A 19630-nucleotide genomic window follows, 5' to 3' on the forward strand; every position below is an offset into this window, starting at 1 on the left:
TTTTAGATGTTTTTAATTAGGTTATAATTGTGATAGGTATTCTGGTAACATTTTTCTCCATATAGGCCAGTCATGTTCTGCGTTTTGTCGCACATCAAGCCAATGATTAATTCCCTTTTCAGTTAATATCTGGGATAATCTTTCATTACTGGCTCTGCATATATCTCTATCTGCTGTGCCTAGTATTATTTTCATGTTCCATAATTCCGGATTACTGTCGCTTGGTAAAAAGTCTACCGGATTGTTGAAATAAACATCATCATTGTAAAATCCATCAAGCTGATCTTTAATGTCAAAAGCTCCGCTCATGCTAAACATATGACTCACCAGCCATGGGTGTCTGAACGCAAAATTTGCCGCATGATAGCCTCCGAAGCTACATCCTGCGGTAATTATTTTAGAATGCCCTGTTTCGTTACGAGCCATCGTAGAAACCTCTTCCAGTAAAAAATTATCGTACTGAATATGGTTTTTTACCCTGTCGGCCGGGTGAATGCCTTTGTTGTACCAGCTTAAGCTGTCAATGCTATCAATGCAGTAAACTTTAACTTTTCCCTCATCTATAAACCACTGAATAGATTCGATCATTTTGAAGTCTTTATTTTCAAAATATCGCCCCATACTAGTCGGGAAAAGAAGGATTGGATAGCCGCTGTGCCCAAAAGCGAGCAATTCAAAATCGGCGTTCAGGTTGTTGCTGCGCCACTTTTTATATTCCTCTTTCATCCCCGTAAAATTTAGATGCTTTAAGATAAGAAATAAAGAATGTGAAAAGCAAGTAACGGGCTTATTTCTTGTCGTAAATATCTGTTTTATATAAAATTACATGCCGATTATTTAATTTTTTACCGAGAGTATTATCTTTGTGTTGCATTAGAGAGAAAGGGAAATTGCTGAATTATGTACACTACCATGTTACTTCCGGAAATTATTAAAACCGAAAATACGATACAATCAAAGCACCTTAAAAGAGGGGTTGAGTTTGAAATTTATGTTCCGGACAATCTTTTAGGAAATGAACAGTTAAATCTGTTATTGTTAAATGATGGGCAGGATACTGAAGCATTGGAATTGGAAAGCACGCTAACCAGATTGTATGGTCAAAATAAAATAGAACCATTGGTAGTCGTTGCTATAAAAGCTTCAAAAGATCGTGTGTTGGAGTACGGAGTTGCAGGAATTCCTGACTTTCAGGATAGAGGTAGCAAAGCCCAATCTTATACCGATTTCGTTATTAAAGAACTTATCCCTTTTGTACAAACTCATGTTGAGTTTCCTATAAATGGTAAACGTGCTTTTGCAGGTTTCTCGCTTGGGGGGCTAACTGCATTCGATATCGCATGGAATAATGACAATTATTTTGATGCTGTTGGTGTTTTTTCAGGGGCATTCTGGTGGAGGAAAAAAGACCTTAAAGATGGCTATACCGATAATGATCGCATTCTGCACCAGCGAATTATCGATACGAAAACTAAACCTGAATTAAAGTTTTGGCTAATGACAGGTACCGAAGATGAGGTGGCCGACAGGAATAAGAACTTCATTATAGATTCTATCGATGATACCATTGATGTAATTAAGGAGCTTTTAAATAAGGGCTATAAGAGGCCTGATGATATAGCTTATTACGAAATGGTTGGAGGTAAGCACGATTTGCCTACCTGGGCAAAAGCGATGTCGCCATTTTTAATATGGGCTTTCGGTAAAAAGAACCTTTTTTAAGGACTTATCCCAATGCCTCTATCTGATCAGAAGAGTAAATAAACACGCCCTTTTTGTCTGTTAAAGATTCTTTTAGCATTGCTGAAGCTACTGTTTCAATTTTAATGCTTCTGTATTTTTTTAGTCCTCCAATTAATAGTGGGTTTAGGAAGCGCATTAGCACTATCATAATTTTTTCTGCTGTTCGCTTTTCTTCGCGATTACCATCCAAGAATGATGGACGATAAATATATATGCTTTTGAAAGGTATAGCCTTTAAATCTCTCTCTACCTCACCTTTGGTTTTTGGATAAAATATAGACGAATTTACATCTGCGCCTATTGCTGAAACCAGATGGTAGCTGGTAGCGCCATTGTTTTGTGCAATCGAGCCTACGTCTAAAGGATATTGATAATCTATCTTTTTATATTGTACTTTATCAGGAGTCTTGCTATTTGTTGAACCCAAACAGCAAAATACAACATCACCTTTGATGTTTGAGGCGTATTGGTCTATATGATCAAAGTCAACAATTAATTCTTTTAGCTTAGGATGCTCCATGTTTAGTGTTCTGCGTCCAATAGCCAGTACCTCAGTATAGCCAGGGTTATTTAGTAATTGAGTTAATAAATTCTTGCCTATTAATCCACTAGCACCAAGTAGTATTGCTTTTTTTGTCATTAATATTTAGTCTTCTTGTTGAATATCTATCGTTTCGTCTGATTGATCACCGCTTCCGGCTTTGTATGAATAGTCACGCGCTTTTTCATCGGCAAGTTCATTGCCTTCGTGTTCAGTTTCAAAGTTCTGATCCAGACGATCATTCCAGTTGTCTAGCCCTGTTTTGTTATCGGGTTTGGCCTCTTGATGCGGCACATTTTTATCCGCTTTTTTTGAATTGCTCATAGCCTTATTAATTTAGTATATATGAAACACCTTAATATAGACATTGTTTAAAATTTAAAGCAATTAAAACGTATAAATGATAGAAATAGAACTACATGTAAAATGTGTCTTCAAGTGACTTGCTGAAAAAAGAGATAAATGCCTATGACTAAAGTGCTGAAATCTCGATAATTAATCTTATCTTTGCGCCAAAAATTAGTAGCATTTTATGCAAAAAATAAGAAATATAGCTATCATAGCCCACGTTGACCACGGTAAAACTACACTGGTCGATAAGATCTTACACTCTTGTTCAATCTTCCGCGATAACGAACAATCGGGAGATTTAATACTTGATAACAATGATTTGGAGCGTGAGCGCGGTATTACCATCGTGTCAAAAAACGTTTCGGTTATGTACAAAGACGTTAAAATCAACATTATTGATACCCCTGGTCACGCCGATTTCGGTGGTGAGGTAGAGCGTGTATTGAAAATGGCTGATGGTGTATTGTTATTGTGTGATGCTTTTGAAGGTGCCATGCCTCAAACACGTTTCGTAACTCAAAAAGCTTTGGCTTTAGGCTTAAAACCTATTGTTGTTGTAAATAAAGTTGATAAAGAAAACTGTCGCCCTGAAGAAGTTTACGAGCAGATCTTCGAATTGTTCTTCAACTTAGAAGCAACAGAAGAGCAACTTGATTTCCCGGTTATCTATGGTTCATCTAAACAAGGATGGATGAGTACTGACTGGAAAACACCTACAACAGATATCTTCGCACTTTTAGACGCAGTTGTTGAAAAAATTCCTGCAGCACCAACTAACGACGGTACTTTACAAATGCAAATCACCTCTTTAGATTATTCGTCTTTCGTAGGTCGTATTGCAGTTGGTCGTGTACACCGTGGCGTAATTAAAGAAAACCAACCGGTTACTTTAATTAAACGTGATGGTAAGATGGTAAAATCAAGAGTAAAAGAATTATATACTTTCGAAGGTTTAGGTAAAATCCGTGCCACTGAAGTAAAATCAGGTGATATCTGCGCAGTTGTAGGTATTGATGGTTTTGATATCGGTGATACTATTGCTGATTTCGATGCTCCTGAGCAATTGCCGGTAATCAAAATTGATGAGCCAACGATGAACATGTTGTTCACTATCAATAATTCACCATTTTTTGGTAAAGAAGGTAAATTTGTAACTTCTCAGCGTTTGAAAGAACGTTTATATAAAGAAATTGAGAAAAACCTTGCACTTAAAGTTGTAGAAACTGAGTCTCCTGATGCTTATTTAGTGTACGGAAGGGGTATTCTCCATTTATCAGTATTAATCGAGACCATGCGTCGCGAAGGATATGAAATTCAGGTTGGTCAGCCACAGGTAATCATCAAAGAAATTGATGGTAAAAAATGTGAGCCTATCGAAACTTTAATCGTTGATGTACCGGGTGAAGTTGCTGGTAAAGTAATTGAATTGGTAACACAACGTAAAGGTGAGTTATTGATTATGGAACCAAAAGGTGATTTACAGCACTTAGAATTCGATATTCCTGCACGTGGTATCATCGGTTTAAGAAATAACGTATTAACTGCTACAGGTGGTGAAGCGATTATGGCTCACCGTTTCAAAGCTTACGAGCCTTGGAAAGGTGTAATCCCTGGTAGATTGAACGGTGTATTGGTTTCTATGGAAAAAGGAAGCACTACAGCTTATTCAATTGATAAATTACAAGATCGTGGTCGTTTCTTTGTTGATCCGGGAGTAGATATCTATGAAGGACAAATCTTAGGAGAGCACATCCGTGATAATGACTTGGTTATTAACATCGTAAAAGGTAAAGCTTTAACTAACATGCGTGCTTCTGGTACAGATGATAGTCAGCGTATTGCTCCGGCAATTAAATTCTCTTTGGAAGAGGCTATGGAGTACATCCAGGCTGATGAGTACATCGAGGTAACTCCGTTAAGCATGCGTTTACGTAAAATTCACTTAACTGAAGCTGCACGTAAACTTAATAAAATAGTATAAATAGGAACTTTTTCTATTGATAAGTCATAAAGCCTGTTTCGCAAGAAACAGGCTTTTGTTTTTTGTTATTTTTGTATTTTAATACAGAAAACCCCATTTTAATAAAAGATACTATGGAATCATTAAAAGGTAAAAACGCAATAATCACAGGAGCCGGAAAAGGTTTAGGGAAGGCAATGGCGATAGCTTTGGCACAAGAAGGTGTTAATATAGGTCTGATGGCAAGAACAGCAACAGATTTACAAATCCTGGCAGAAGAGTTAAAACAATACGGAGTTAAAACGGCAATCGCTACGGTTGATGTTTCTGATATAGAGAATGTGAATGCAGCTGTTACTCAGGTTAAGTCTGAATTGGGCGTAATTGATATTTTAATTAACAATGCAGGAATAGCTTCCTTTGGACCGTTTCTAGAACTGGAGCCATCAAGATGGGAAGAGATTGTTAAAGTAAACTTGTTTGGAGCTTATTACACAACAAGAGCGGTTTTGCCTGAAATGATAGAGAGAAAAACCGGCGATATCATTAATGTTTCATCTACGGCAGGTAAAAACGGAGCTGCAGTAACAAGTGCTTACAGTGCTTCTAAATTTGGTTTAATTGGAATGTCTGAGTCATTAATGCAGGAAGTGCGCAAGCATAATATTCGCGTAACTACGTTGTTGCCGAGTACAATTGCAACTGATATGGCTAAGGATCTTAAATTAACTGATGGCAACCCTGATAGAGTAATGCAACCTGAAGATTTTGCGGAATTGGTTGTTTCTCAGTTAAAACTAAATAGAAGAGTGTTTGTAAAAGAAGCAGGCCTTTGGTCTACAAATCCATAAAATAATTACTTCGAGAAGCGGGTTTCAGGAATAGATTTTTCTCGAACCCGTTTTTCTTTAGTCGTTAGTTCTGCGGTGGCGAAAGTAATACTGAGCCAGATTAATCGCAATGAAAAGGTGGTTAATCAAATTTGGAATTAGCCCGTAATACTTGGTGAATATGTGAAAGCGCTCTTTTAGGCTAGCCATGTGCTTTTTCTTAGAAATCCCACCTACCAAATACTTAGCTACGTAAGTATGCGTATTCACAATGCTTGAGGCATGCTTGGCAGCTTTAATAATCCAATCGATATCAGCACTGTACTTGTACTTTAAATCAAAAGGCTCAGCTAAACTTCTTCTAACGTAAATGGCCTGATGACTTATGCTCATTCCATATCTGAAACTTTGCCAGTCAAAATTTTCAGGAGCATGATGTCTTCTCTGTCCTAAACTTATCCAGTCTTCATCATACATCTCAGTTTCGCCATAGTAAATGTCGGCAGAGCTTGCGCTTTCAAACACTTCGGCTACTGTTTCCGGGGCATAAATTTCATCGCCGGAGTTCATGAAAAGTACATAGTCGCCTGTAGTAAGGGAAAGTCCTTTGTTCATGGCATCGTAAATACCCTTGTCAGGTTCCGAAATAAATTGAGCTAACCTCGATTTGTAATTATAGATCTTGTCAACAGTGCCATCTTTTGAGGCACCATCAATAATGATGTACTCAATGTTTTTATAGGTTTGATTTAGCACAGAAAGCATGGTGCGTTCAATATCCTTTACATTATTATAAACGATAGTAATAACACTTAACTTCGGCTGCATGTGGTTCTAAATCTAAAAATTATCGGGGCTGTAAATCAATCAGTGATTGATACAATAATAAGTGTTTTTCTGCAATTACTTGCTCTGAGAATTGATTTAAAATCGTTCTTCTTGCTTCTTTCTGAATTTCAGGAGCATTTTCATCGTGATATAACCATTCCATTCCGGTGGCAAGGTCTTCTGAGGATTCGTAATCTGCCAGATAGCCATTTTCAAGATGTCTAACCATGTCTGGTATGCCACCTGTTTTAAAGGCCACTACTGGAGTTGCGCAAGCCAGACTCTCCATTACTGTGTTCGGAAGATTGTCTTCAAGAGAGGGGGTTATAAATGCATCAGCAGCCGAATAACACTTGGCCAAGTGAGCGTCGTTGTTAATAGTCCCTAGAAATGTGGTTTTAAATGGAAACTCTGGCATCTCGGCATTGTCCTTATTGCCAAAAATTACCAGTTCTATATTTTCTTTAATAATTCCAGGTCTGGTTGCCAGATCATTTAGGGCATCTATAAGATAGGAGGCGCCTTTATGCTTGTCGTTTTTAGAAGGCATAAAACCACTCATCAACACAAACTTATTCGGGTCTATTTTCAGGATTTTTTTTGCTTCAGATTTTACGTAAGGCTTAAAAACTTCTGTCTCGATTGTGTTTGGGATAACCGTTGTTTCCCTAAATCCCAATAAACTGCTTAATTTAACAGAGTTTGCCATCCATTTGCTTGGTGCAACAATGTGGAAGTTAAACTCTGAATATGCCTTTTTCTTACGCAACCAGGTTCTGTGCGAAAAGTCGTTTTTACCGCTCCATCTTAACAATGGGCAATTGCCACATTCCTTAAAGTAATTTTCGCAGGAATAACGAACATGACAACCGCCTGTAAATGCATTACTGTCGTGAAATGTCCATACTACAGGCTTTTCCAGTTCGTCAATTTCGGCAAGAAACTTAGGTGAAAGGAATCCATGGTTTACCCAATGTAAATGAATAATATCGGCTTCTTGTACAGCTGGATGATCAACTACAGAAGTTCCAAACCATTGTAAGGAGAAAGGTGTTTTTACCGCTTTTGATACAGCCTTTGATAAATAGCGCTCAGAAAGAATATTGAAAACTGCACCAGCTTTTGCGATAGGACCTTTACTGAAAGTTCCTGTTTTTAAACTTTCTTTAAACTGAAGGTACACCATTACTTTGGAGTCCACACCACTTGCGTTTAGTGCGTCACTTAACCTAAGGCAGGCCCTTCCGGCGCCTCCATTTCCTTCGTATGTATTTAGGTGTACTACTTTCAATTAGTCAAACTTAGATAAATGTTTCCTTTTTAAAACGGTTACGCAGCCTAAAATAATATATATTTTCAATCTTTATTAAATTCTTGTGTATTTTCGTCTGACTTTGATTTTTTACAAGCTTTAAGCGATTAAATCCTGCAATGATCATCTATTTAAAGAACTAAAAAGACAATATGGGTAACCTGTTAACCGACAGACAGTTTTGGGTGAATTATTGGGAGAGTAAAACCGGTTTATCGGTTAGTATTCCTGAAAACTATCTTTTTCATAAAGAACTTGCCGGTATTATTGCCGGTCAAAAAGTTAAAACAGCTATTGAACTGGGTGGCTTCCCTGGATATTATGCAGTTTTTCTGAAAAAGTATTTTAAACTTGATGTTACCCTACTCGATTACTTTGTACATCCTCCAGTTACGAGTTCTTTGCTAGAAGCCAATCAGTTAAACGAAAAGGATATCCATATTATTGAAACTGACCTGTTCAATTACACACCGGAGAAACAGTATGATCTTGTTTTGTCCTGCGGTCTTATTGAGCATTTTAATGATACTGCCGATATCATTAACAGGCACATCAATTTTGTAAAGCCGGGAGGTACCTTGTTTATCACTCTGCCTAACTTTAAAGCTTTAAACGGGTGGTTTCAAAAAAACTTCGACAAGGAGAATTACGATAAACACAACATTGACTGCATGGACCCTAAACTGCTAGAGAATATCTGTAAGCAGGCAGGGTTACAAGTTATTCAATCTAAATATTTTGGCCATTTTAGCTTGTGGTTGGAGAATGAACAGCAAAAGCCGGTAGGAGTAAGGTTGTTGAAAAAGTCACTGTGGCTAGCCGGAAAAATATTCACCAAAGTATTCCCATTCAATTCTAAGCAGCTTTCGCCTTACATTATTTTAGAAGCTAGAAAAGCTTAGTTTCTATTTCAGCCGTTGTATTACGTAGCGTTTTAATCTTTCCCAGAAGGTTCCTTTTCTGTTTTTAAGGAAACCTTTGATGGCTTCGTATGCAGCAGCATTTTCTTCAATTGAGGTAGGGAATTCAGTAATAGGTTTTGGATTGATGATTACATTATAGATGTCGTTGATGCCTGAATGTATTCCTGATCCATCGTGGCCTATATTATTGACTAACGATTGCGAGGGGTTAAGTGTTAGACCACCCTTTAAAAATATAGAGGCATACCATCTGATTGCCCAAGAGTTATTTTTCCCCTTTTTAAAATCCTCCATCTGTTTCCAGAAGTTCATGGTGTGCTCAATAGAAAAAGCACTTTTGGCCGATTTGTCAAACTTAGCCATCAAAGTGTCTATGTTTGGTTCAAAATGTTGCCATGCTCTTTCCCATGTAGCCCATCCCCAGCTGGTAGCGGCACGGTAGAAAAAGGTTTCAGGTAAATCGGCTCCTTTTAAATTATACATATAAGCGCCAATGTGCATTACCTTGTTTTCGTCACGGTAACGGTTTAAGGCCTCATTAAAATAGGTTAATGTATATGGAGAGGTAATCAGGTCATCCTCAAAAACAATTACTTGTTTATAGTCTTTAATGAGTTTGCTTACGCCGATTATAACCGACTTGGCAAGCCCCATGTTTTCTTTGCGTTCTACAACCTCAATAGATTTAAACCCTTCAATATTTTTAAGCAGCTCCCTTACTTCAAGCACGTCTTTTTCGTCGGCCTCCGATTTAAATCCATCAGAAAACACGAACAATCTGCTTTCGGCAGCCATTTCATTTTGTTGCAAAAACTTGATTGTACGCGCAGTATGCCCAGGACGATTGTAAACAAATAATGCTATGGGAGCAAAGGTTTGCATAAATCTAGTCTTTTATCCCTTCAACAATTAACGAAGAATAACCTAGAGGCTCATTAAAACGCTTGTCATATCTCTTAGATCTGATGATGTGACCATCTTTGCTATCCCACTCGTTAAAATGGAACTTACCGCTTTCATCGTAATATTCTAAAAGATTTACGTGATAGCCTGATTCTTCAAATGCTTTAGATAGTGTTTTGTAGTCGTACAGTAATTTATGGTCGTGAGCACCTTCACCATGTCCACCTGGTTTTACCATATTTATATAGTCAGGATTAGGGTGCAAGCCATCTGGAACCGCAATTCTAACCGCCCCACCTTTTTTAAGGTATTTGTTGCAATTTTTTAAAGCAATAAGCGCATCGTCGTAACTGATGTGCTCAAAAACGTGCTCAGCTAAAAAACGATCAGCCTTTTTATCACCAAATAAATTGTCAAATGAAGCAATCTCTAACAAGTTAAGGTTTTCGATATTGGTAGGTAGCCAATCTTTGTAATCGGTTGTATGTGCGCCAATTATGATCTGAAGTTTTCCGGTGCTGTTTTTTATTTTAGCTTTAAGCTGGATGAGGTCCAGTATGTTTTTGGGCTTATATACAATTGATCTTATTACCTTTCTTAAGGACATCTTTAATATGTTATGATTTGTGGTAAAGTTAAAACGTTAAATACAAAGCGCTAATATATTAATATTAAAATTTATGTGGCGCTTATTTAGGCTGATCGGTTGAACCTTTTAATTTCTGATATAATGTAATTAGGAGCAACGATTTAAGCATCATTATGCCTTGATGCCTTGTTTTAGGGATCAATAAAATCCAAAATGTAGAACAAGCGTATGCAATTAATGTAGCAAATGCTGCGCCTGCTATTCCATATTTAGGGATCCAAAAGATATTTAATGTAATATTAATTAAAGCCCCCATTGCTGTTCGCAGCATTGAAAGCTTGGTATAGCCTTCAGCAATTAAAAACTGACCGCTCGCAGTGCCTAGAAATACAAAAATTCCTGCCCAAATGTTTATGGATAATACATGAGCACCACTATAATACTCAGCCGGAAACACAATTCTGAAGATAAATGGAGCGGTTAGTGTAACACCTATGGCAATAGCCATGCTAATCCAAACCATTAAATCGTACATATTTTGCATTCTTTTTTGATACCTCACCTGGTCATCTCTTCGAGCATTCATAATGGCCGGGAATACTGATGCTGTGATTGCAACAGGAATAAAGTACCATGCTTCCGCGAACTGAACCGCATTGGCATAATTTCCCAATGCACCGGAGCCGATATAGTATTCAATCATCAGCTTGTCAATGTTCAGATAAATAGAAACAAGGATGGCTGAAAATGCCAATGGCCATGAATTTTTTAACAGAAATCTTGCAATGTCACTCTTAAATGTCCATTTAAAGATTGATTCTCCATTTTTCTGATAAATAAATAAATATCCCCCAGCCAATAATACCGCATCCAATAAAAGCGCAATAACAAACCATTGAAGACTTGCGCCAATTAGGATTAAAGTGACCTTAATGGCAGCAGAAAGTAGGTTTCCAGCAACCTGAACACGCATGATGTATTTGCCTTGCGTTCTCGACTGGAAGTAACTATCAATGATATTGAATGATTGGATCAGACCGGTAAAACTAACAGTCATAATAAAAATCAATGGAGCATCAATTGTTTTATAGTTATTGACTATAGTGTAGGTCGCATAGATTAATGGGAGGATAACAAGTCCTCCGATAATCTTTAAAACGAAGGCTGTGCCAAGTAGCTGGTTCTTTTTTTCAGGATTACGTAACAGCTCCCTGGTTACAAAACCATCTACTCCTAATGCAGCTGCGGCGGTAAAGAAAGTTGTAAAAGCCACAGGATAATTAAGTATACCGAGTTGCTCTTTGCTTAAGTAATGTGTTAAAGCAATTGATGCCAGAATTTTAATCGCCATGCTTCCCACTCTGGCTAACATTAACCATCCGGTATTTTTTACATACTTCTCCAGGGCCTCCTGATCAAAGCCTTTAATGCTTGGAATCTTCACGCTCAATCGCTCTCGTTATTTTTTACTAGGTTAAAGGTGCACCAACTGATACTTTACAGTCATGTCCTGGTTGTCCGTGTGGCGGATTTAATTTTACTTCTTTATTTGTGTTAGTTGTTGGCGCTTGTTGTTGTACAGTAGGAGCAACTACGGGAGCTTGTGTCGCGGGTGCAGCTGTGTTTTTTGCATTAAGTGGAGCGCCTACCGGAAGTGCGCAGTCATGAAAAGGCTGGCCATGTGCCGGATTGTTTGCAGGTCTTTCACCTGAGGCTGCACTTTGCTGAACCGCAGTTGATGGAGCTGCAGGTTGTGCAGTAGGTACGCCATTTGGTGTAGGGGTAACGATATTCTGAGTTTCTTTAGGGCTGGATTGACAAGCTGAAAACGCGATTGCTAGTGAGCAGATGTAAAGGATTTTTTTCATTGAATATTTTTTAAGGGATTAATAAAACAATTATTTTGAAGGATTTTTACTTATGTAATCCATTAGTTCGTCTTTCTTGGAGTCAAAATCAAAGACTTCTGTTACTTTAAAATAGTTTTGTTTATCTACAACAGAATTATAGGCAAATTTAGCTACTTCAAGTCGGGGGGAGTCAAAGTTAAAAACTTTTACAAGAGCTGTCAGTTGAGATATCGAAACTTTATTGGTGCTCAATGCACTTTTAATTAGCTTTATTTTAGCATTATCGAAATCTGTACGTTTTACCATATTTAGAAGTTGATCAAAGGACTGGTTACTCATTACGTAATCATCAAGGCGATTAGGTCGGTTAGGTTCAGCGGGTCTTGAAGGACGTGTAGGTCTGGATGGAGTGCTTTCAAGCATTCCATCCCAATTATCTAAAGCATATTGATTGGCATCAAAAATAGGCAAGGTATTTATAACCTTAAGGCCATTAATGCTAGAATAATGTGCAATTGTTCTGCTGTTTCTTGTAAGTGATAATGTTGTTTTTGCTATCTGTCTATTGTTCCTCATGATTATAACAGTCGGAGAGGTGTTTTCAATATCATAAAAGCGAAAGCGGCTTTTCGAAGAACTAACGAGTTCATTATCCACATATACAGTAATTTTACCCTGTTCGGCAACTTCAATAAACAACTCTGTGTTGCTATCCTGAGTTTGAGCAAAGATTAATGAAGTTTGCAGCAGTGCTGCAATAAATAAAATGAGCGTTTTCATATTGATGTTATTTGTGTGTGTCTGGTTAAAACTAATCTCATGCCAAAAATCTAAAGCAGTTAAAAATGTACCATCAATTCTTCCAGATGTGTAATTTGCCATACTACATCCTCTGGCTTTTCTTTGTTTAAAGGGTTAAAATAGATGGCTTTCATACCATAACCCTGTGCACCACGAATATCCGCTTCAACACTATCACCAATCATAATCGACTCATTCTTTTCGGCACCGGCCTTACCAAGCGCATATTCAAAAATGGCTTTGTCAGGTTTGTTAACACCTACGTCCTCAGAAACGATCACATTTTTAAAGTAAGGATTTAAGCCCGATCTATCCATTTTGGTTAAGGTACTTTCCTTAAAACCATTGGAAATAATATGTAATGTGTATTTTTTTTGAAGATAAGTCAATACTTTTTCAGAACCTTCAAATAGATTAGTCCTCGTAGGGGTCAGATTCACATAATCCTCTTCAAATTGTTGAGGTATAAGTTCGGGAGCTATCCCAAGCTGAATAAAAGTTTTTTTAAACCGTTCCGATCTTAATGTTTCTTTGCTAATACTGCCAACATGATATTGAGCCCAAAGAAGGTGGTTGTTTTCAGTATAAGTGGTTATGAAATCTTCAGCTGATGTTAATCCTAGTTTCTGAAGTTCGTAATTAGTATAAAGTTCGTGCAGTGTTTCCTGCGCATTTCTGTCAAAATCCCAAATGGTATGGTCTAAATCGAAAAAAATATGTTTAATCATAGTATGAAAAGCCTTACTGCTTAAGTCCGTATGCCAAATCTCCGGCATCACCCAATCCGGGCACAATATACGCTTTACTGGTCATTTCTTCGTCAATAGCACCAAGCCATAACTTGGCTTTAGGTAAATTGGCCCTTACATGCTTAACTCCTTCGGCACTTGCAATTACCGAAACGACGTGTAATTCTTTAAGTTGATATCTTCGAATCAATTCCTTGCAGCAAAGAACCATAGTTAATCCTGTCGCCAACATTGGATCGGCTATAATTACTATTTTGTCCGTTAAATCCGGAGAGGAAACATGCTCCATCTGTATTTCAAAACTTCCGCTTTTGTGGGTTCTTCGGTAAGCCGTGATAAAGGCAGCATCTGCATGATCAAAAATATTTAATAATCCCTGATGCAGGGGAAGACCTGCTCGTAAAATAGTCACCAAAACTGGTTGATCCAACAGTTGAACACTTGGCGCAATTCCTAATGGAGTTTGAGTTTCAGTTTTTGAGTATTCAAGCGTCTTGCTGATTTCGTAAGCAAAAAACTCACCTATACGTTCCATATTCCTACGGAAACGCATCGCGTCTTTTTGAATATTTTCATCCCGAAGTTCAGAAATGAAAACGTTGGCTAATGAATTAATTTTGCTGAGTTCGAATATCATCACATAAATTTAAATAAAATTGACCTTTAAAACAATTGGTCATTTCTATTAATGTGAGGTTAATTATACTCATTTTCTTAAGTAATAGGAGTTATGTTCCTGTCTTGGGCGTACCTGATGCGTAGTTCCTGCGGGGCTTTTGCGACAAAAAGTACTTTTTGATGCACCTTCTGCGCAGAAGGCCCGCAGGAGGTGTGCAGGAGGGCGCAAGAAGTTCCAATATTGCCACGGCCATAAAGTTTTCGTAAATTTGAAATCTACGGACTTAAATCATAAAGGACACGGATGAAATTTCAACTTGTTTCAGATTATAAACCAACAGGCGACCAACCTAATGCCATTAAACAACTGGTTCAGGGCGTTAATGATAATGAAAATTATCAAACTCTTTTGGGGGTTACCGGTTCAGGAAAAACATTTACTGTTGCCAATGTAATCCAGCAAACGCAAAAACCTACCCTAATTCTAAGTCACAATAAAACACTTGCAGCACAACTTTATGGAGAGTTTAAGCAATTCTTTCCAGAGAATGCGGTGAACTATTTTGTGTCTTATTACGACTACTACCAGCCTGAGGCCTTTATGCCCAGCACTAATACTTATATAGAAAAGGATCTTAGCATAAATGAAGAGATAGAGAAACTAAGGTTACGTACCACATCAGCGCTTATGTCTGGTCGTAGAGATGTAATCGTTGTTTCTTCGATTTCCTGCATTTATGGTATGGGTAATCCGGAAGATTTTTCACGTTCAGTGTTCCGTTTTGCAGTAGGAACAAGAATCTCTCGTAATTCATTTTTGCATAGCCTTGTAGAGATTTTATATGCCCGGACAGTCAATGATTTCAAAAGGGGAACTTTTAGGGTAAAGGGTGATACTGTAGATATTTTCCCTGCTTATCTGGATACGGCTTATCGTGTTTCATTCTTTGGTGACGATATTGAAGAACTTAGCGTTATAGATCCTGTTACAGGAAAAACCCTGGAGAAACTTGAAGATATGGCAATTTATCCGGCCAATCTGTTTGTTACACCAAAGGACAGATTCACTTCTTCAATCTGGGGTATCCAAGAGGAACTGGAAATCAGGAAAAATCAATTGATTGATGACAGACAGTTGTTAGAAGCAAAACGACTGGAAGAGCGTGTTAATTTTGATATTGAAATGATGAAAGAGCTGGGATACTGCTCAGGAATTGAGAACTACTCTCGCTTTTTTGATGGACGCTCGCCAGGAATGCGACCATTCTGTTTGCTCGATTATTTTCCTGATGATTATCTGATGATCATTGATGAGAGCCATGTTACTGTTCCGCAAATCAGAGCGATGTATGGAGGTGACAGGTCGCGTAAAATGGCACTTGTTGAATATGGCTTCCGTTTGCCTTCTGCGCTCGATAACCGCCCGCTTAATTTTGATGAGTTTGAACGTTTAGCTCCTCAAACAATTTATGTAAGCGCTACACCAGCCGATTATGAATTGCAAAAAACTGACGGAGTATATGTAGAACAGGTAATTCGACCTACAGGCTTATTGGATCCGCTTATCGAAGTTCGCCCAGCAATTAATCAGGTAGATGATCTGCTGGATGAAATAGATAAGACAATTAAAATGGGCGATAGGATTCTGGTGACCACCCTTACAAAAAGGATGGCCGAGGAGTTGACGAAATACATGGATCGTCTGAATATTAAATGTCGTTACATCCACTCTGAAGTAAAAACTTTGGAACGTGTAGAGATTTTAAGAGGTCTGAGGCTAGGTGAATTTGATGTTTTAATAGGAATAAACTTATTGAGGGAAGGTCTGGATTTACCTGAGGTTTCTTTTGTGGCAATCCTGGATGCAGATAAAGAAGGTTTTCTACGTTCTGATAGGGCCTTAATCCAAACCATCGGAAGGGCTGCCCGTAACGATAGGGGTAGGGTAATCATGTATGCCGATAAGATTACAGATTCTATGGCTCGAACTATGGATGAGACCAATAGACGCAGAGAAAAGCAGATTGCTTATAATCTGGAAAATGGTATCACTCCTAAAACTGTAGGCAAAAGCAGGGAAGCGATAATGGAGCAAACATCAGTATTGGATTTCTCTGGTAATGCATTGCGTGCAAAAGCTTATGTAGAGGTTGATGAGGTTAGTATAGCTGCCGATCCGATTGTTCAGTATATGACCAAACCGGAAATGCAGAAGTCGATAGATAAAACGCGTAAGGATATGGCAAAAGCAGCAAAAGATATGGACTTCTTGCTGGCTGCAAGATTGAGAGACGAGATGTTTGCAATGGAAAAGATGTTTGAAGAAAGATTTGGTAAATAATGGACGGAAAAAATAGAAAAGACATATATCCAGGACTAGAGGTGGATATTATATTGAAAAAAGATCAGCGGAATGGTACGCTAACCAGAGGTATTGTAAGTAATCTATTAACTTCGGCGCCATATCATTCCAGAGGAATTAAAGTGAGATTGGAAGATGGACAGGTTGGTAGGGTTGCGAATATTGTTGATGAGGAATAAAAACCCGATATTGTAATTGTTGTGCAATAATCAGACTGAGTTTGTAATATTGCTATGGCTAATGTGTCTATATTTTATCAATAAGCCTCTTTTCAAAGGTTGTAGAGAGGTTAGCAGGCTGTAATTAAACAGTTTTGCTTAAATTTGTAAATATTAAAACAAAGAAATGGGACTTATAAAATTCATATTAATAACCGTGCTGGTACTTTATATTATCCGGATTATACTCCGTTTAATTTTTCCTGTGGTATTAAGAAGTATGTTTAGTAAAGTTCAGCAGCAAGCTGCAAATCAGTCTCGCCAGCAGAATAATCAACAATATTCAAAACCTGTTGGTGATATTTCAATCGAGTATGTACCGCCGGTAGAAAAGAAAGGTAATCCAGATAAATTGGGCGATTTCGTTGATTATGAGGAGATAAAGTAGGGGCATTTAATACTGCTTTTAATTTTCTTTAAAAAGGATTTTTTATCTAAGTTTGGGGTTAGTTTAAATCATAAACAAACCTTAATGAATAATTGGTTAAAAGCGAATGGCATACATCTTGCCATTATTGGATTTTTTATAATCATCTGTTTTGTCTACTTCAGTCCAGTTCTGCAAGGTAAGGCACCTGCTCAGGGAGACGTTTTGGGTGCTAAGGCAACCGCTACCGAAATAATGCACTACAAAGAAAAAGATGGGAAAGGTCCTTTATGGACTAATCAGATCTTTGGTGGTATGCCTGCTTATCAGATTTGGGTTCAGCACCCTTATAATGGAGCAACTTATGTAATTTCATTAATCAAAACTATTTTCCCTGATCCGGTAGATTCGGTTTTATTGTACCTGGTAGGTGCGTATTTCCTGTTTATTGTATTGCGGATAAATCCATGGCTTGCAGCCGCAGGAGCGATAGCTTTTGCTTTTACATCGTATAATTTTATCATTATTGCTGCCGGGCATAGTAATAAGGCACTTGCCATTGGCTTTTGTGCGCCAATAATTGCCGGGGTAATTTTAACCCTAAGGGGTAAATATTGGATAGGGGCCAGCTTAACGGCTTTATTCCTAGCGCTAGAGATTAGGTCTAACCACATTCAGATGACCTATTATCTGATGATCGCTTTGCTGATTTTTATAGGTATAGAGATTTACCATGCTGTAAAAGCAAAGAAAACGGCCGAACTAAGTAAAGCTTTAGGCTTTTTAGCTGTTGGTATGCTTGTGGCATTTATGGTTAACACCGGTAAACTTTGGACTACTTATGAGTACGGTAAAGAATCAAACAGAGGTAAATCAAACTTAACTACCGATGCGGCAGAAGAGAAAAATGGTTTATCAAAGGAATATGCTTATGGCTGGAGTCAGGGTATTGGAGAGAGCTTTACCTTCCTGATCCCGGATCTTTATGGTGGTGCAACAAGTATTGATGCTCTAGTAAAACCTGAAAGCCATACTTATAAAGCTTTGCAAGGTATAACCGGTGGTGATCCCACTCAGGCAATTGGGCAGTTGGCAGGACAAATCGGCTTACAACAGTATTGGGGAGAAAAACCAGGTACATCCGGGCCATACTATTTTGGCGCTATAGTATGCTTTTTATTCGTATTCGGTCTACTGATCGTAAAAAGCAGATGGAAGTGGTGGATACTTGGAACAACTATCCTTTTCATGTTGTTGTCATTTGGTAAGAACTTCCCAATGATCTCCGATCTTTTCTTTGAATATTTCCCATTGTACAATAAGTTTAGAGCAGTTGAATCTATTTTGGCCCTTGTTGGCTTAATGGTTCCTATTTTGGCTGTTCTTGCAATAAAAGAAGCTCAGGAAGGCAGCTACGATCAAAAAACTCTGGTTAAAAAATTAACTATCGCTGGTGGAATAACAGGAGGCTTTACGCTCATTGTTGCCATTATGCCTACTGCATTGTTTAGCTTTACTACAGCCAATCATCAGCAAATGGTGCAGGTGCTTACGCAAATGCTTCAAAATAATGCAGGTGTTGCGCAATCAATAGCCAATGCACTTATAGCCGACAGAGCTGATATTGCTCGTGCTGATGCGATTCGTTCATTCTTATTTATTGCCGTTGGATATGCATTGATATGGGCCCTAATCACTAAAAAGATCAACATGCAACTTGCATTTATTCTTTTAGGATTAGCTATCATGATAGATATGTGGCAAGTAGATCGTCGCTATTTGAACAACAACAATTTTGCCAGTAAAACAGATTTGAATAACCACTTCCAACAACGTGAAGTAGATACTTTTATTTCTTCAGATAAGGATCCTAATTTTAGGGTAATGGACTTAACCATCAATACTTTCTCTGATGCAAGCACTTCTGCATTCCATAAAACTATTGGAGGTTACCATGCTGCGAAATTGAAGAGATATCAGGAATTGATAGACAATCAGCTTACTAAAAGCATCAATCAGGATGTATTGGATATGTTGAATACTAAATACATCATTACTCAGGATCCTAAAACTGGATCTTATCAGATGAAAAATAATGCAACAGCAGCTGGAAATGCATGGATTGTTCCAAGTGTTCAGTTTGTTAAGGATGCAGACGAGGAAATGAAAGCAATTAGCAGCTTTGATCCTAAAAAAGAAGCTATTGTTGATATTCAGTACAAAGGTCTGATCAGCTCAAAAAATGTGGGTGCTGACCCTTCAGCTTCAATTAAGCTTGATAGTTATAACCCTGATCATTTGGTTTACTCTTATAGCGCCCCCCGTGATATCATCGCTGTATTCTCAGAGATCTATTACGACAAAGGATGGAATATGTATGTTGATGGAGTGAAAAAGCCATATTTCAGAGCCGATTATGTACTCCGTGCCGCACAACTTGAAGCAGGAAATCATAAAGTTGAATTTAAGTTTGAGCCGGTATCCTATTATTTAGGAGAAAAGATCTCTCTTGCAGGTTCAATTCTATTGGTTGCAGGTCTTGGATTTGCATTCTATGATGATAAGAAAAAGAAAAAAGCAGCTTAATTAATTGTTGCTTCTGAAATAAGCATTGTTTTATACGATGCTGTAAAAGCCGTTACTTTAAATAGTAACGGCTTTTTTTATCCATCTTAATGATAACTG

20 protein-coding genes are annotated in these 19630 nt (G+C 37.9%); 8 read left to right on the plus strand and 12 right to left on the minus strand.

The features are described from left to right. Positions 1-21: 21 nt before the first annotated feature. A complete protein-coding gene (locus tag HQN83_RS10105) occupies positions 22-726 on the minus strand; it encodes an esterase family protein (RefSeq protein ID WP_173090222.1) in 705 nt (234 codons plus the stop codon). Between the two features lie 174 nt (positions 727-900). Here HQN83_RS10105 and HQN83_RS10110 point away from each other — a divergent pair, with 174 nt between their 5' ends. Then, a complete protein-coding gene (locus HQN83_RS10110; RefSeq protein WP_173090223.1) occupies positions 901-1722 on the plus strand; it encodes an alpha/beta hydrolase in 822 nt (273 codons plus the stop codon). 4 nt (positions 1723-1726) lie between these two features. Here HQN83_RS10110 and HQN83_RS10115 read toward each other — a convergent pair whose 3' ends face one another. Both HQN83_RS10115 and HQN83_RS10120 read right to left on the minus strand, forming a co-directional pair. Next, positions 1727-2383 (minus strand): oxidoreductase, encoded by a 657-nt coding sequence (locus HQN83_RS10115; protein ID WP_173090224.1) that lies wholly within the window; start codon positions 2381-2383, stop codon positions 1727-1729. 6 nt (positions 2384-2389) lie between these two features. Continuing rightward, positions 2390-2608, minus strand: a complete 219-nt coding sequence (locus HQN83_RS10120) for a hypothetical protein (protein ID WP_173090225.1) — start codon at positions 2606-2608, stop codon at positions 2390-2392. Positions 2609-2816: 208 nt separating this feature from the next. Here HQN83_RS10120 and typA point away from each other — a divergent pair, with 208 nt between their 5' ends. After that, positions 2817-4616: a translational GTPase TypA gene (typA, locus tag HQN83_RS10125; protein ID WP_173090226.1), complete on the plus strand. Its 1800-nt coding sequence runs from the start codon at positions 2817-2819 to the stop codon at positions 4614-4616. A 113-nt stretch (positions 4617-4729) separates the two neighbouring features. Next, entirely contained in the window at positions 4730-5446 is a 717-nt protein-coding gene (locus HQN83_RS10130) for a 3-ketoacyl-ACP reductase (RefSeq protein ID WP_173090227.1), read from the plus strand. Positions 5447-5503: 57 nt separating this feature from the next. On the opposite strand, the gene HQN83_RS10135 is transcribed toward HQN83_RS10130, so the two are convergent. Together HQN83_RS10135 and HQN83_RS10140 are read right to left on the minus strand one after the other, a co-directional pair. Further along, positions 5504-6253, minus strand: a complete 750-nt coding sequence (locus HQN83_RS10135; protein WP_173090228.1) for a glycosyltransferase family 2 protein — start codon at positions 6251-6253, stop codon at positions 5504-5506. Between the two features lie 19 nt (positions 6254-6272). After that, on the minus strand, positions 6273-7544 hold the full coding sequence (locus tag HQN83_RS10140) for a glycosyltransferase family 4 protein (RefSeq protein ID WP_173090229.1): 1272 nt from the start codon (positions 7542-7544) through the stop codon (positions 6273-6275). A 173-nt stretch (positions 7545-7717) separates the two neighbouring features. On the opposite strand from HQN83_RS10140, the gene HQN83_RS10145 reads away from it, so the two are divergent. Beyond that, positions 7718-8467, plus strand: coding sequence for a class I SAM-dependent methyltransferase (locus HQN83_RS10145; protein ID WP_173090230.1), 750 nt, complete (start codon positions 7718-7720; stop codon positions 8465-8467). Between the two features lie 3 nt (positions 8468-8470). Here HQN83_RS10145 and HQN83_RS10150 read toward each other — a convergent pair whose 3' ends face one another. The 7 genes from HQN83_RS10150 to upp all read right to left on the minus strand — a co-directional run bounded on the left by HQN83_RS10150 (position 8471) and on the right by upp (position 14017). Further along, a complete protein-coding gene (locus tag HQN83_RS10150) occupies positions 8471-9370 on the minus strand; it encodes a glycosyltransferase family protein (RefSeq protein ID WP_173090231.1) in 900 nt (299 codons plus the stop codon). Positions 9371-9374: 4 nt separating this feature from the next. Next, entirely contained in the window at positions 9375-9998 is a 624-nt protein-coding gene (locus tag HQN83_RS10155; protein WP_173090232.1) for a class I SAM-dependent methyltransferase, read from the minus strand. Between the two features lie 82 nt (positions 9999-10080). Next, a complete protein-coding gene (locus HQN83_RS10160) occupies positions 10081-11424 on the minus strand; it encodes a flippase (protein ID WP_173090542.1) in 1344 nt (447 codons plus the stop codon). Positions 11425-11449: 25 nt separating this feature from the next. Next, entirely contained in the window at positions 11450-11848 is a 399-nt protein-coding gene (locus HQN83_RS10165) for a hypothetical protein (RefSeq protein ID WP_173090233.1), read from the minus strand. 30 nt (positions 11849-11878) lie between these two features. Beyond that, positions 11879-12712, minus strand: a complete 834-nt coding sequence (locus HQN83_RS10170) for a DUF4476 domain-containing protein (RefSeq protein WP_173090234.1) — start codon at positions 12710-12712, stop codon at positions 11879-11881. Then, entirely contained in the window at positions 12670-13359 is a 690-nt protein-coding gene (locus tag HQN83_RS10175; RefSeq protein WP_173090235.1) for a YjjG family noncanonical pyrimidine nucleotidase, read from the minus strand. Before HQN83_RS10175 ends, HQN83_RS10170 begins: the two co-directional genes overlap by 43 nt. Positions 13360-13372: 13 nt before the next feature. Beyond that, positions 13373-14017, minus strand: coding sequence for a uracil phosphoribosyltransferase (gene upp, locus HQN83_RS10180; protein WP_173090236.1), 645 nt, complete (start codon positions 14015-14017; stop codon positions 13373-13375). Positions 14018-14302: 285 nt separating this feature from the next. On the opposite strand from upp, the gene uvrB reads away from it, so the two are divergent. From uvrB to HQN83_RS10200, 4 genes are all read left to right on the plus strand, one after another. After that, positions 14303-16339, plus strand: a complete 2037-nt coding sequence (uvrB, locus tag HQN83_RS10185) for an excinuclease ABC subunit UvrB (protein ID WP_173090237.1) — start codon at positions 14303-14305, stop codon at positions 16337-16339. Next, the gene (locus tag HQN83_RS10190) at positions 16339-16539 is read left to right on the plus strand and encodes a YwbE family protein (protein ID WP_173090238.1); all 201 of its coding nucleotides are present in this window, start codon (positions 16339-16341) and stop codon (positions 16537-16539) included. Before uvrB ends, HQN83_RS10190 begins: the two co-directional genes overlap by 1 nt. A 166-nt stretch (positions 16540-16705) precedes the next feature. Next, the gene (locus HQN83_RS10195) at positions 16706-16966 is read left to right on the plus strand and encodes a DUF4834 family protein (RefSeq protein ID WP_173090239.1); all 261 of its coding nucleotides are present in this window, start codon (positions 16706-16708) and stop codon (positions 16964-16966) included. A gap of 84 nt (positions 16967-17050) precedes the next feature. Further along, on the plus strand, positions 17051-19531 hold the full coding sequence (locus HQN83_RS10200; RefSeq protein ID WP_173090240.1) for a glycosyltransferase family protein: 2481 nt from the start codon (positions 17051-17053) through the stop codon (positions 19529-19531). Positions 19532-19630 lie beyond the last annotated feature (99 nt).

Origin of the sequence: Pedobacter foliorum (assembly GCF_013266735.1) — a bacterium.
Taxonomy (GTDB): Bacteria; Bacteroidota; Bacteroidia; order Sphingobacteriales; family Sphingobacteriaceae; genus Pedobacter; species Pedobacter foliorum.